General features: G+C 53.7%; 11 protein-coding genes. 6 read left to right on the top strand and 5 right to left on the bottom strand.

Features of this window, described 5'->3' with window-relative positions:
• Positions 1 to 138 precede the first annotated feature (138 nt).
• Positions 139 to 717, bottom strand: a complete 579-nt coding sequence (locus FJ147_00250) for a hypothetical protein (GenBank protein MBM4254309.1) — start codon at positions 715 to 717, stop codon at positions 139 to 141.
• A gap of 231 nt (positions 718 to 948) precedes the next feature.
• On the opposite strand from FJ147_00250, the gene FJ147_00245 reads away from it, so the two are divergent.
• Together FJ147_00245 and FJ147_00240 are read left to right on the top strand one after the other, a co-directional pair.
• Positions 949 to 1,464 carry a hypothetical protein gene (locus FJ147_00245; protein MBM4254308.1) on the top strand — a complete coding sequence of 172 codons (516 nt, stop codon included), beginning with the start codon at positions 949 to 951 and terminating at the stop codon, positions 1,462 to 1,464.
• A complete protein-coding gene (locus tag FJ147_00240; GenBank protein MBM4254307.1) occupies positions 1,190 to 3,241 on the top strand; it encodes a hypothetical protein in 2,052 nt (683 codons plus the stop codon). Before FJ147_00245 ends, FJ147_00240 begins: the two co-directional genes overlap by 275 nt.
• 1,127 nt (positions 3,242 to 4,368) lie before the next feature.
• On the opposite strand, the gene FJ147_00235 is transcribed toward FJ147_00240, so the two are convergent.
• Positions 4,369 to 5,181 (bottom strand): crotonase/enoyl-CoA hydratase family protein, encoded by an 813-nt coding sequence (locus FJ147_00235; protein ID MBM4254306.1) that lies wholly within the window; start codon positions 5,179 to 5,181, stop codon positions 4,369 to 4,371.
• Between the two features lie 39 nt (positions 5,182 to 5,220).
• Complete coding sequence (locus tag FJ147_00230) at positions 5,221 to 7,011, bottom strand: M3 family oligoendopeptidase (protein MBM4254305.1); 1,791 nt, start codon at positions 7,009 to 7,011, stop codon at positions 5,221 to 5,223.
• A gap of 205 nt (positions 7,012 to 7,216) precedes the next feature.
• On the opposite strand from FJ147_00230, the gene FJ147_00225 reads away from it, so the two are divergent.
• The 3 genes from FJ147_00225 (at position 7,217) to FJ147_00215 (ending at position 10,620) form a co-directional block, all read left to right on the top strand.
• Positions 7,217 to 8,539, top strand: a complete 1,323-nt coding sequence (locus FJ147_00225; protein ID MBM4254304.1) for an MFS transporter — start codon at positions 7,217 to 7,219, stop codon at positions 8,537 to 8,539.
• 162 nt (positions 8,540 to 8,701) lie between these two features.
• Positions 8,702 to 9,157 (top strand): VOC family protein, encoded by a 456-nt coding sequence (locus FJ147_00220; GenBank protein MBM4254303.1) that lies wholly within the window; start codon positions 8,702 to 8,704, stop codon positions 9,155 to 9,157.
• A gap of 110 nt (positions 9,158 to 9,267) precedes the next feature.
• Complete coding sequence (locus FJ147_00215) at positions 9,268 to 10,620, top strand: amidase (protein ID MBM4254302.1); 1,353 nt, start codon at positions 9,268 to 9,270, stop codon at positions 10,618 to 10,620.
• 1,158 nt (positions 10,621 to 11,778) lie between these two features.
• Here FJ147_00215 and FJ147_00210 read toward each other — a convergent pair.
• Entirely contained in the window at positions 11,779 to 12,210 is a 432-nt protein-coding gene (locus tag FJ147_00210) for a DMT family transporter (GenBank protein ID MBM4254301.1), read from the bottom strand.
• Positions 12,207 to 12,905 carry a DMT family transporter gene (locus FJ147_00205; protein ID MBM4254300.1) on the bottom strand — a complete coding sequence of 233 codons (699 nt, stop codon included), beginning with the start codon at positions 12,903 to 12,905 and terminating at the stop codon, positions 12,207 to 12,209. The genes FJ147_00210 and FJ147_00205 overlap by 4 nt, the downstream gene beginning before the upstream one ends.
• On the opposite strand from FJ147_00205, the gene FJ147_00200 reads away from it, so the two are divergent.
• On the top strand, positions 12,637 to 14,142 hold the full coding sequence (locus tag FJ147_00200) for an MFS transporter (GenBank protein MBM4254299.1): 1,506 nt from the start codon (positions 12,637 to 12,639) through the stop codon (positions 14,140 to 14,142). The two genes, FJ147_00205 and FJ147_00200, sit on opposite strands and share 269 nt — an antisense overlap.

Below are 14,142 nucleotides of genomic sequence, written 5' to 3'. Positions count from 1 at the left end.
GCAGACTACCCTCTTGGCGGGGAGAAGTCAGACCAACAACAGACAAACAACCACAGGCAGTTACTGACCTGTGGTTGTCTTCGACCTCTCGGATATGGACAGTGGCACTCAGCAAGACGAGGAGGAGCTAGGGAGTATCTATTTCGCAGGTTCTAGGGTTGCCGGGACACAGACTGAGATGGTCTTGTAACATGTCACAAAGAGTCCAGCGTTATCGTACACTGGCATCTGGAACGGAGTCGGCACCGAACCGGCTGGGCACGGAGTGACGAGGCCGGGTTTCCCATCACACGCAACCCCCTCAGTTGTCCCACGTTTGAGCTTTAGTCCTTTCACATGCGAGGCGCGTTCTAATCCCGTCTTTGCCGTCAAAAAGCCAGTATCGGTCAATACCTGAATGCAGAGGTCCGCCGGATAGGGAGTAGCATGCGTCTTATTGTAGTCGTCAGTACACTTATCGACACAGGCGGAATCGCTAGGCGCGCATTCGTTGGCGCAGAGCCACCAGTCTTCGTAGTCAGCCGCGGCAAGGACGGGGGAAACAGTGAATAGAGCGAGAATGAAACCGAGCAGACAAGCTTTCACTTTCATAGAGAGTTCTCCTAAGAATTGTGAGTCTAGAGATGCTGCTAATGTCTTCATGATATGTCCTCCATACAGTTGTGGGTTGAGAGAATAGGGTTCGTCGGTTTTTGCCTGTGGTATCTTGATGCTCATGAGGGTTACTCCTAAATTGTGTTTGTTGTCGTTGTTCCTATATGTATAGCCGCGTGATGAGGGCCTACGGTGGAGCACGACCAACCTTTTTCAGGGACCGGCACTTTTCGTTTGTCATTTTTCTCCTCCTGCTCACATGAGGGTTTACGGCTCACACCTTCCAGAAGATGGAAAAAATCGAATAATTACGGTAAGTTTACGGTAAACGTACGGTAAATTTTTGGTAAGCACATGATTGATACCCACACCGTCAGCTTTGGGGCGTTTCGTCTCGATGTGGCCAACGCGCATCTGTGGCGTGACACTGAAAAACTCTCGCTTAAACCCAAAACCTTCTCAGTATTGTGTTATCTCGTCGGACGCGCTGGTCAGTTAGTCACCAAAGAGGAACTCTTCGCAGCGCTGTGGCCGGATGTTCGTGTGAGTGCTGCTGTCCTGAAAGTTTGCATTCGCGAAATTCGTGAAGCTTTAGCTGACCAGGCAAAGGCTCCACAGTTTATTGAGACCGTGCATCGACGCGGGTATCAGTTTATCGCTCCGCTTGCCACCTCCACGCCGCCCACCTTGGGGCTGGAGGCTAGAGGCTTGGGGCTGGTCCTCCCTCCCCCTCCTGCAAACCTACAAGTCTCTCGCCTCCAGTCTCGTTGGCCGCAACGCAGAACTGACACAACTTCACTCTTGGTTAGGTGCTGCCAAAACTGGGAGACGCCAGATAGTGTTCGTTACTGGCGAAGCAGGGATCGGTAAGACCACGGTCGTGGAAACATTTCTAGAACGATTGACGGGCCACGCGGACGTTGCTATTTCGCGCGGCCACTGCCTGGCGCAGTTTGGTGAAGGCGAGCCGTACATGCCAGTGCTGGAAGCATTGACGCAACTCTGCCGCGCACCAGATCATGAACACATCGTTGACACGCTGAGTCGGAACGCACCGACCTGGCTCGCGCAGATGCCGAGCGTCGTGACCAACGAAACACTCGAAGCGCTGCGCCCCCGTGTGCTCAGCTCCACAAAAGAACGGATGCTGCGAGAACTGGCTGAAGCGTTGGAAGCACTGACCGAGCAACAGACACTCGTGTTTCATTTTGCCGATCTTCACTGGAGTGACAGCGCCACCCTTGATCTCCTGTCGTATGTCGCACGTCGTCCGCAGCCTGCGCGGCTCCTCATCATCGCGACCTATCGCCTGAGCGATGTAGAACAGCATAACCATCCACTAAAATCGTTGAAGTACGATCTCCAGGTTCACCACTATTGCGAAGAGCTGGTCATCAAGCCGCTCTCACTCGCTGCGGTTGCAGACTACATCACCACGCGTCTCCCTATCGCTGCACCCGCCGTGCAGTCTGGACTCCAACAATTCGCCCAGATGATTCATCAACGTACAGAGGGCAACCCGCTGTTTATGGTCAGTTTAGTGGACTATATTGTGTCACGAGAAGTGAATGACGGTCGCGGCGGTGACTGGAGTTTCCAGCAAACGGTGCAATATCTCGATATTCCCGGTGGTCTCCATGCCTTCATCGAGCATCAGATTGACCAGGTCAGCGACAGTGCGCAACGCATACTGCAAACGGCAAGCATCATCGGAAGAGAGTTTTCCGCTGCCGCAGTTGCCGCAGGCGCGAGCGAGGACATCGATGCAGTAGAAGCCAGCTGTGAGGGACTCGTACGTCAGTCCCTGTTTCTCCAACGCAAAGGCACCGAAGAGTGGCCCAATGGCATGGTCACTTCCCGTTATCGCTTCTTCCATGTCTTGCATCAGCAAGTTCTCGCTGAGCGTCTCACAGCACGCCAACGCATCATCCAACATCAACGTATCGGCGAACAACTCGAAGCCGCGTATGGAAGCCGGGCACGAGAAATCGCAACCGAACTGGCCATACGTTTCGAGCAAGGACGGGATTATCCTCGCGCGCTGCACCATCGGTGGCAAGCAGGCAGGAACGCAACTCGACGCCATGCGCACCAAGAAGCAATCCTGCACTTCACCAAAGCCTTGTCGTTACTGACTCATCTCCCTGACTGCCAAGAACGGAAACAGCAAGAGCTGTCTTTACGGCTCATTCTTGGCGGCTCGTTAGTCACAGCCAAAGGCCACGCCGCACCCGAGGTGGAAGCTGTGTATGCTGAGGCCCGAACGTTATGTCAAGAAATCGGGGTTACCCCACCCCTCTTTCCCGCGCTGGCAGGGCTCTATCGCCACTACGTTGTCCGCGGACAATTCGCTATCGCACGAGAATTGGCTAACCAACTGCTACAGCTCGCGCAACATGCCCACGACCAAACGTTACTCATGGGCGCACACGGCATGCTTGGCTACGTACTGTTTCTGCTCGGCGATCTCGTTACAGCTCAGGAACATCTCACCAGAGCATCGCCCTTTATGATGTGCAACGACACCGTACGATTGCGTTGCTCTACGGCGATGATCCTGGTGTCGCCTCACGCGCCTTTGCCGCCTGGACGCTGTGGTTTCGTGGCTATCCCGATCAAGCCCGCCAACGGAACAATGCGGCTCTGACGCTTGCCCATGAAGTCTCTCATCCACACGTGCATACAACAGCGTTGGGACTCTCAGCTCAGTTTCATCGCTTTCAACGCGAAGAACAACTTGTGCAGGAACGGGCGAACGATATCTTAACCTTGTCGCGAGAATACGGCTTTCCGCTGTGGACAGCGGTCGGCACGTTGTTTTCCGGCTGGGCACTCACAGAGCGAGACCAAGATGAGGCCGGGATCGCACGAATCCATGAAGGCCTCGACGCATTGCGCGCGATCGGTTCTGAATCCGAGCGCACCCAGTATTTGGCCATGCTAGCCGAAGCCGATGGCAAAGTCGGACAGGCCGTAGAAGGATTGTCATTATTGGAAGAAGCACTGAAGATCGCAGACAGCACCGGCGAACGGTTTTATGAAGCGGAGTTGTATCGGCTCAAGGGCGAGCTAACGCTCGCGGAGGCTAGAGGCTGGAGGTTAGAGACTGGTTTTTCCCCACAAGCCCCTAGTCTCAAGTCTCTAGCCCCCAATGGGGTGATGCGGGAGGTGGAGGAGTGTTTCCTCAAAGCTATCGCTATCGCTCAACAACAGCACGCCAAATCGCTAGAGTTGCGCGCCGTGATGAGTCTCGCGAGGTTGCGACAACATCAAGTAGATGAGCGGACATCACGCAACACGACTCACGCACCATCATCTGCGCAACTGCCAGCTCTGGCTGAAACACACAGGATGTTATCTGAAGTGTACGCATGGTTTACTGAAGGGTTCGACACTGCCGACTTACAGGCAGCCAAGACATTGCTCGATGAGTTGGCGTTACAGACAACAAGTAAACAATAGGAAGTCAGTGAAGAATTAAGAGTGAAGCGTGAAGAGTCAGAAAAAGAACTGAGAAAGAGCTGAGCCCTCTTTTCCTCCATTCTTAACTCTTAACTCTCCACTACGATGCTGGTTACTATAGGGCTCCTAAATGTGAGGTGCCGTATGAATGCGGTTCATGCTTCGACAGGCTCAGCACGAACGGATAATGTTCAAGCGTTTCCGTATCTCTCCCGTACACCCTGAGCTTGTCGAAGGGTGGTCTGTATTTGCTTGTTGCCATTTCATTGAGGATTCCTATATGCCTGCTCAACATTTTCTGACTGAGGAGTCCTACTTCCCCGTGTACTTCGGCTTTCGCTTTTCCATGAATGCCCGAGGACCTTCTTTTGCGTCGTCCGTCGCTAAGATCTCTTTCGCTGCGGCATTTTCGAGCTTGAACCCTTCGTCGAGCGGTAGACCGAGGGCATTGAGCACGACCTGTTTAATTCTGCGCACTGCGAGTGGGCCGTTCTCAGTAATCTTGCGGGCCAATTCTTCGGCTTTTGCCATCACCTGATTCGCTGGCAGGACGTAATTCACCAGACCGATGCGATACGCTTCTTGCGCATCGAAGGTATCGCCCACCAGCATGATTTCCATGGCTTTGCAGTAGGGAATTTGTCGTGGCAGTCGTGTCATCGAACCAGCAAACGGCATGAGTGACCACTTCACTTCGGTCAAGGCAAAGGTTGCCTTCTCAGCGGCGATACGAATATCCGTCGCTTGAATCAACTCACAGCCACCGGCCAAACAAAAACCATTGATCGCCGCAATGACCGGCTTATACATCGCCATACCGCGCAAGGTTGCCTGCTGACCGAGTTCAGGATGGGCCAACAACCGGTGATCCCATTCATCTTCCGGCTTACGTGCGCCGGAGGTTAATGGCGTCAGTCGACCCAAATCCGCACCTGCACTGAAGGCAAGATCACCCGCGCCGGTAATGATGGCCACACGCAGTGAGTCATCCGCCGCATAATCTTGCCAGGCGTCGGCCATGCGGCACAGCACTTCCGGGCTAAACGAGTTACGTTTGTCAGGGCGATTGATGGTGAGATAGGCGATGCCATCACGTTTTTCATACAACAGGGCTGGTTCAGCCATAGGGTCTCCTTTAATTGAATTAAAGACTGACTACTGTTGTCAGAGCGTTGCCCGCAAATCTCCTAGAAACCCCTCAACCACGCTAAACCCACGATCCCAGAACTCGGGCTGGTTGATGTCGATGCCAAGTTTCCCCAGTGCGACTTCAGGTCGTTGCGAACCGCCACTTTCAAGCAGTTGCATGTAGCCTGGAACGAATGACTCACCTTCCTCAAGGTAACGTTGGAACAATGCCAAGGTCAGCAACTCACCAAACGAGTACGAGTAACAATAGAACCGGCTGTGAATGAAATGCGAGATATACGTCCATCCCCAACGATAGGCGGGAATCAGTTCAATGCCATCGCCAAATACTTTGCGTTGCTCTTGTAACCATAACTCACAAATATCGTCTGCGGTCAGTTGCCCTGAGCGACGTTGGTGATGTCCAGCCATCTCAAAACGGGTCAACGCGGTCTGGCGGAAAACCGTGCCGTACATTTCTTCCAGTAACTCACACAGGATTGCACGTTTGGCTTCTTTACTGGACGTTTCAGCTAACAAGTGTTTAGTAAGTACGATCTCAGCAAACACAGAGGCGGTTTCGGCCAGTACCAATGGCGCATCGTAATTCACCAAGCGTTGCTTGCGCGCCAGAGAATAATGGATGCCATGACCTAATTCATGCGCGATGGTTGACACATCACGACCAGTGCCGTTGAAGCTACACAACACATACGGATGATGTTGAGGGGTAAAGGCCGCGCAGAACGCCCCTCCCCGCTTCCCAGGCCGCACTTCGGCATCGATCCAGCGTTTACTGAAAAAGTCATTGGCAATGGCTGCAAACGGCTCGCTGAATTTCCCAAACGCCGTCAGAATCATTTCTTGTGCTTGGGCAAACGTCAGCTTCTCTTCGTTCGCCTCAATTGGTGCATACACATCGGTGTTCTTGAGTGTATCGAGCCCAAGCAAGCGTGCCTTGATACGGAAATATTCTTGCGCCAGTGGATAATGGCGTTCGACCGCTTGCATCATCGCTTCCACTGTCTGCGGCGCAATCTCATTGGAGAGGTGTGTCGGCAGCACGACATCATCATACTGCCGCATCTCACAATCAACTTTGTGGTCCAGAAAAATATTGTTGAACACCGACGTGATGACCAGTGAATGCTGAGCATGGGTATCGAGAAACGTGGTAAACGCACGTTCGCGCAGCTCTCGGTCCGGAGATCGTAATAACGCCATCACTTCACCGTCGGTCAAGTCTTTCTCTTCACCATCGACCCGCAGTTTGAACCGCAGTGAACCAGTCAGTTCTTCATAGAGTTGTTCAAAGGCGTGACGTCCGGTGAGATTTTTCTGATTGATCGCCTGCTCTTCTTTCTCACTCAACGTATGTGGCTTAAACCGCCGTAAAGCTTCAACGTAGTGCAGATAGTCCGCCATTGCTGGTGCAGCAACAAGCTGAGCGACATATTCATCATCGAGAGCGATCACCTCGAGCGAGAAAAAGATGAGCAGGTTGCTGGTTTCCGTGGCGGCTTCGCGAGTGCGTTGCACCAGCTGCTGCGCCTTAGGATTTTGCGTATCCGCGGCAAAAAACAGATTGGCATAGAACGATGGACGGTGTTCGACTTCAGCCAGCGCTTCATATTCTCGCAATGCTTGCGCCAGCGCTACGCCATCAAGTTGTTTATCAGCCAGCTTGCCGCGGTACTTTTGCGCGAATGCTTCGGCTTGTCGCCGTGCTTCGGTAAGATCAGCTTCGATACGTGGATCATCTGGGCTGGTGTAAAGTTCCCCTAAGTTCCATTGAATGCCTTCAGCTTTGAATCCGGTGGTGGTCATAGTTTATTCCTTAATTGCAGATGTTGCGTGTTACGTGGTGCGTGAAAACAAGCCCCGAGCCCCTAGCCTCTCGGCCCAAGCTTTCACGTACCACGCACCACGTTCTACGTTCCCACCCTACACCGTTGTCAAGCAGAATACACCTCGCTAGAGTGCGCCTGCCAGTTTGCCATCCGAACGTGAGCCTAACTAAGGAGGGGTCTCCATGCATGGTACGCGGTTGCTCGTCATTAGCGTCTTATGGGTGGTTTCATTCTTCCTCGTGCTTGACCGCGTCAATATCTCCTTAGCCGCGCCGCGGATCATGGACGAGCTGAAGTTCGATGGCATGCAGACAGGCGTTATTCTGAGCATCTACTACTGGGGGTTTCTGTTTGGCCATTTTTTTGGTGGTCTTGTCTCCGATCGGATTCCCTTACGCAACTTCGCGTCCTGGATGATTCTGGGCTGGAGCGTTCTCACTGCACTCACGGGAGCATGCTCGACATTGTGGCAGTTTGCCGTCGTGCGCTTGCTCTTTGGCCTGACCGAAGGCGTCACGGTCAACATCAATCACAAACTACAAAACAACTGGTTATTACCCGCCGAGCGCGGTCGCGCCTACGGCATCTTCATCGGTTTTGCCTATCTTGGTGTGGCGTTCGGCATGCCACTGGTCGGTTGGATCATCAACTTGTGGGACTGGCGGATGATGTTTGTCATCGTCGGCATTATGACACTCGGCGTCATGGTGCTGTTTGCCGTCGTCATGCGCGATACTCCGCTTGAACATCCCTGGGTCTCAGAAAGTGAGAAAGCGGAAGTGCGAGAGGCATTCGCATCAGAACCAGCTACTGCCAATGCGCACGGTGATACTGCTGCTTCGCTGTCGTTTCGCGAACGGATGACAATCCTCTCAGGAATCCCGGCATTTTGGTTACTGACGATTTCTGCCTTCTTTGGTGTTGGCGTCTACTTCACGGCGATGAGTTGGTTCCCAGGGTATCTGGTCAAAGAACGTGGCTTCACCATTATGAAGAGTGGGATTTATCTCATCATTCCATACCTGGCAGCGTTCGCGGGGATGTACGTCGCTGGTGGTCTTGGTGACCGTGGCTATCGTCGCAGCTTCGTTTCTCTGGTGGCGGCAGTGTTCACCTTACCTGCCCTCGTCGCCATGGGAATGAGTGAAAGCGCCACTGCGACCATTACGTTCATGAGCCTCGCCTTGTTTCTCAACGCCGCGGCAGTAAATGGCTTCGTCGTGCTGGTCTTTGATCTCATTCCGGGCCACGTGTTCGGCACGGCAATCGGTATCGTCGGGGGCTTAGCTGGTGGGCTTGGTGGCGTTATGGGCCCGCTGTTGTTGGGTTATTTGTACGACCAAAGTGGCACGTTCTTTTGGGGCTTCGTTGCGCTCGGTATTGGTGAAGTTATCGGTGGGTTAGTCCTCATCCCCGTGTTAGGCTACGAACACCAAAGTAAACAAGGCAAAGCCGCCAACCAAGCGATCATTGACAACCCAGCGGTTGCAGCCGCACGACATTAGTGACAAAGGATAGAAGCTATCAGCTATCAGCGCCCAGCGGTCAGCCAGCAAAGATAGAATAGAAGTTTCAGCTGGAGGCTGACAGCTGAAGGCTGATAGTTTTCTAAAAAGCTGATAGCTGAACGCTAATTGCTGACCGCTTACAAAGAAGGAGGGCTCATTATGGTAACCAAAGGTGTTTCTCACATTGCCATCGGCGTTCGCAACATGGATAAGTCACTCGCCTTCTATCGCGATAAGCTTGGCTTTCAGGTCGTACGTGATGAAGTGCAAAAAACCAAAGGCACCGTGCTGCCTGCCGTGTATAAGGACAGTCATGAAGAGCGGCGCGTCGCGACACTCTATTGGAAACGCGGCAGAGACGAAGCGTTCTTAGTACTCTCTGAGCACAACGATAAACCTGTCAGTGGCGAACCGATCAAACTTGATCAGATTGGTATTCATCACTTTGCCTTCTGGGTTGAGAATCTGCCCAAAGTCTACGACGAACTTAAAGCTAAGGGCGTGGAGTTTGTCGTCCCACCATCAGTGACGAAAACTCCGGATGGTAACTTCAATAGTGCCTTCGTGGTCGATCCGGATGGGATTTTGGTGCAGTTAGATGAACTGGTCGAGTAAGCACACTGAAATGGGGAGTCGGAGAACCGGAGACCGCCCCACCTTTTTTATTCTCCGCTTCTCCGATTCCCCGTTTCTCCGATTCTGCCCCAAATGCACTGAGGTTTCTCATGACAGCACTGTACACGTTGACTATCACCGCTGCGACTGAGCAAATCCGTAACAAACAGCTTTCCCCGGTCGACCTTGTCCGCTCATGCCTTGAACGGATCGACCACCTCGAACCACGGGTACAAGCGTGGGTGACGGTCAATCGCGAGGTTGCACTGGCAACCGCCCGACTGCGGGAGGAAGAAGCCCAACGCGGGCAGTATCGTGGTCCGCTGCACGGCATTCCCATCGGTCTCAAGGACATCTTCTATACGGCAGGATTGAAGACAACAGCGGGGTCACCAATCTACGCGAATTTTATCCCGGACCACGATGCAACTACTGTACGATTGCTGAAAGAGGCCGGTGCGATCATCCTTGGCAAAGCTCAGACAACGGAGTTTGCTGCGCTTGCGCCTTCGCCGACGCGCAATCCATGGAACCTCGAACACACGCCCGGTGGTTCAAGTAGTGGTTCAGCTGCAGCGGTAGCCGCGATGATGTGCCCAGGAACGCTGGGATCGCAAACGTATGGCTCGACGATTCGACCGGCAGCCTATTGTGGCTGCGTCGGTTTGAAACCAACATATGGGCGCGTCAGCGCCCATGGACTCTTCGCGCTCTCCTGGAGCCTCGATCACGTCGGGTTGTTTGCTCGCACTGTCAGTGACATTGCCTTGCTGCTACAAGTATTGGCAGGGTATGATCCCCTCGACCCAGCGACTGAGAAGGTGCCGGTGCCCAGCTACACGAACGGCCTACGTGCCCCCAAAGCTCCTCGGCTTGGTCTCGTGCGCGACTTCTTCCTCGAAAAGGCAAATGAGGAAACCCGCAAGCATGTTGAAGCGATGGCCGAACGGTTTGCTCGTGCTGGGGCGACGATCGAAGAAGTGCAAATGCCACCGAGTTTTGCCGGTGAACTCGATGCGCATTTTGCCATGCTGCAAGTCGAGACCGCGGTCTCCCACCGAGAGCGATATACACAACACAAAGCGCGCTACAGCCAGCAGATGCAGGACCTGATCGAAAAAGGCCGTACCATAACCGCGACTCAATGCATCGAAATCCGTCGTCATCAGCAACAGTTTCGCCACGAGATGAACGCTCTGTGCCAGAGGGTCGATGCGCTGCTGACTCCCTCTACTCCAGCCCCTGCGCCGCACGGCCTGGGTGCGACCGGCGATCCGACCTTCAACGGTCCGGCAAGTTTCAGTGGCATTCCAAGTCTTGGTTTGCCCTCTGGTGTCAGTGCTAATGGCTTGCCATTCAGCGTTCAACTCATGAGTGGTGCGTTTACCGAAGAACGCTTGTTAGCCATCGGGCAATGGTGTGAGAGCGTACTGGATTTCCGCCAGGCACCACCCGTCGCCTGAACATCCAGCAACGCTCATTTGAACCTATGACAATCGTCACTGTCGACCGGAATACGCGCGGCGTTTCCGGCGCGCTCGTACCGGAAACAGCCCACAGCTTATCCCGGCCTACGTTTTTTCCCCGTGTTCGACTCCATCGGTGCGGTGCGGTTTATCATGCGCGAGGAGCACTGCACATCGCTACGAGGAACTCTCAAGTACCTTGACGGAAAAGACACGACACCAGCACTTCCCGTGACTTCGCAGCATACCCAGCAAGTGTCAACTGCTGTTGACACGTACTGTCAACTATCGACGACATTCTCCCCTCATTGTGAGTGATCCTACGGGTGCTACGCCTGGCATGCGTTGTGCTGGTTGCCGCACAGCATAGCATCACGCCAACTCAAGAAAGGGTCCCTCAATGTCCAGGCTCCTCAGTTTGCAATCCTGTGGGAAATGCCACAAGCAAAATTATGGGCATGTTCATGTCTGTGGGTACTGTGGCCATGCCCTGCAAGCACCAACGTTGGGTTCTCCTCTTTCCCTTCCGCTTGCATCAAACCAAGCTCAAGCGGTCACCGTTCCCCCAGCCACTCAACTGCTCTCTCACCCAGCCCGGAAAACCCAACTATTCCTCTCTGGGGTCAGCGCCTCAGATATGTTTTGGACTTTCCTCACTTTGGGCGTGTATCTCCTCTGGTCGAAAAGAGGCCAGCGCGGCTCTCGATCGCACCCTCAGCCAGAGCGATGAAGGGCCTACCTTACGCTCCCAATGACCTGCTTTTAGACGACGCTCGACATCTTCAGGGCGAGTCTTCCAACTCGGAGTCAGAGTCATTGAGAAATCTTTCTGACACAGTTAGTACTAGCAGTCAGTCTCTCAGCGAGGAAGCAAACACATGAAAGAACCCCTCTCCCTCTGCCTCGCCTGGCTCTTCCTATTGGTCGGAGGACTTGGACCTGTCTCCCGTGACCGGCACACGCAAAGGCGCACCTGCTGCTCTTCAGGAGTGGTCAAGGGAAAGCAGCTTCCCTGGGACAAAAGTCAACAAAGACCAACAAAGGGCGTGAGACGCTGCGTCACCTTCTACCGATGCTCGCTCCGTTGCGGCAAGAGAACCAGCAGGAGTAAGGACCGATCACCGCGGAGGGAACACTGAGTTCGCGCTTCCTTCCTCACCCTACCAGCAACACCACGCCAAGTACGATCAACACGGTTCCAACAATGTCGTGGAACGTCACGCGTTCCACTTCACGGAGCCAGAAATGGCTTAACGTGACAGTCACTAGCGGTGCAGCACCAGTCAGCGGTGCCACAACCGAAGCGGGAATGTATTGCAACGAGGCAAAGAAACTCATCACTCCAAGCGTCGAGCACAAACCAGACGCGGCAAAATACCATCCCACCCACTGGGGCACAGCGAACAACTCTCGTGTTCTTCCCGCAGCAAGAAAGTACGCGAGATAGACAATCGTACTCGCCGTCATGCCGATCGCTGCACCAAGTAACGGCTCGTTACTACTCCGTAATCCCAACTTCACCATGATCGGATTGGTGCTGTAACACAGCGCCGCAAGAAATGGATAGAGAAGATCTTTCGGGTTCATGCGCGTTTCTGTCCGGTTAAAACGGCGATTCCAGCCACAATGCAGAGAATGCCCAGAGCGCTTTTCAGCGTAATATGTTCACGTAAGAACACCAGTGCCAACATGGTCGTGAATAAGGGCGAGGCATTAATCAGTGGGGTTACCCGTGCAGCCCCAAGTCGCTCGACCCCCAGGTAATTGAAGAGCCGGCCCAAGCATGGGCCGGTAATCCCACAGGCTGCAAACCACAATGCCGCAGAAGGAGTCACTGCTTGTGTGACCCAGCGCGGATGCAAGCAAAAAATACCGATCAGCAGCGGCACGCTCGCCAACAATCCCAACACGACAGCAACGGAGGCACTGGCATGTGGTAAGCCTTTCCGTACCAAGATCGGAATCGTCCCCCACAACAGCGCCGACATAAGCGCCAAAGATTCTCCGTAAAACATGGCGGCTAGGGTACAGGTTATTAGGTACAGGTTACAGAGGGACACGGAGAAGAAAAAGAATCGGAGAGGAAAGAAACCTTTTTCTTCCTTGTCACCGATTCCCCGATTCACCGTTTCCCCGGTTCGCCTCTGTGTTTCCCAGCGCCTTGCGGAATCAACGGTACTCCCGCTACAATCCCGCCGACTGGTTTGCCGCAGAAAAAAAGGAGGGTCGATGGCATTGCCGGTACGATACAAAATGATCGGTCTGCTAACACTTGGCAGCATGATCAATTATGCCGACCGCGTGAACATCTCCGTAGCCGCGCCGGTGATGATGCCAGCGCTCGGATGGAACGAGGGGCAGTTCGGTCTCATCTTCTCTGCCTTTCTGGCTGGCTACGCGCTGCTGCAATTCCCCGGCGGCATCATTGCCGATCGTTGGAATGCCTGTCGTGTCTTGATCGTGGCTTGTATCGGGTTCTCTTTGTTTACGGCACTGACGCCACTTGGTGGCATCGCCTACAGCTTGATGTTATTGATCCGCTTTCTCGTCGGCGCGTTTGAGTCGGTCAGTTTTCCAGCTTATGCCTCGCTCAATTCGCGCTGGATTCCGCGTCATGAGTACAGTCGCGCGCAGACGTTAAGTGTCGCAGGTTCGTATCTTGGTCAGGTCATTTCATATCCGCTCACAACCTGGCTAGTCCTTACATTCTCGTGGCCGATGGCGTTTTACTTTAATGCCGTCGTTGGCGTTGTCTGGTTGATCGCTTGGTGGCTCTTCGCCACTAACACGCCTGCCGAACATCCGAAGGTGACCAAAGAAGAGCTACGAGAGATTGAAGCCAACATCGCCCCACGCTCACGCGAGGCCGTTTCACCTTGGGTGCTGCTCAAGGAACCTCACGTATTGTTCCTCTCTTTGTCATACCTCTGCCTCATTTATGGGTTGTGGATGACGGTTCTCTGGCTACCAACCTACATGGTGAAGGTCCGTGGTTTCACCATGCAAGAGATGGGGTGGATCGGGATGATCCCGCCCATGGCAAGTTTTATTGGTTTGACGAGTGGAGGTGTCCTCTCAGACAAGCTCTTACAGCGTGGCTTCAGCGTACGCTTCGCCCGTGCACAAGGGCCGGCGTTAAGTATCGCGTTGTGCATTCCGTTCTTGGTCGCAGCAGTATACGTACCGTGGAGCGGGGTCTCGGTCGCCTGTTTTGCTGCCTATCTCTTTTTCCTCAATATCGCTGGCGGTGGATACTGGGCGGTACCACTGGAACTGAATCCTAAGCTTACAGGTGCAATCTCTGGTGTCATGAACGGAGCTGGCAACTGCGCTGGGATCTTTGGTCCCATGACCGCTGGTTATATTATTGCTGCGACCGGGAATTGGACTACGCCATTTTTACTAGCAGCGAGCTTGGCCTTAATTTCATTCCTAGTTTTTTATTTTTTGGTCATCCCTGAACCAATCGAAGTGACCACTCGATTAGCAAAAACATCCCCCCAAGAAGCGAGGGCATAA

The sequence above is a fragment of the Deltaproteobacteria bacterium genome, from assembly GCA_016874775.1.
Lineage (GTDB): Bacteria > Desulfobacterota > Binatia > Bin18 > Bin18 > VGTJ01.
This window is presented reverse-complemented; position numbering and strand designations above follow the sequence as displayed.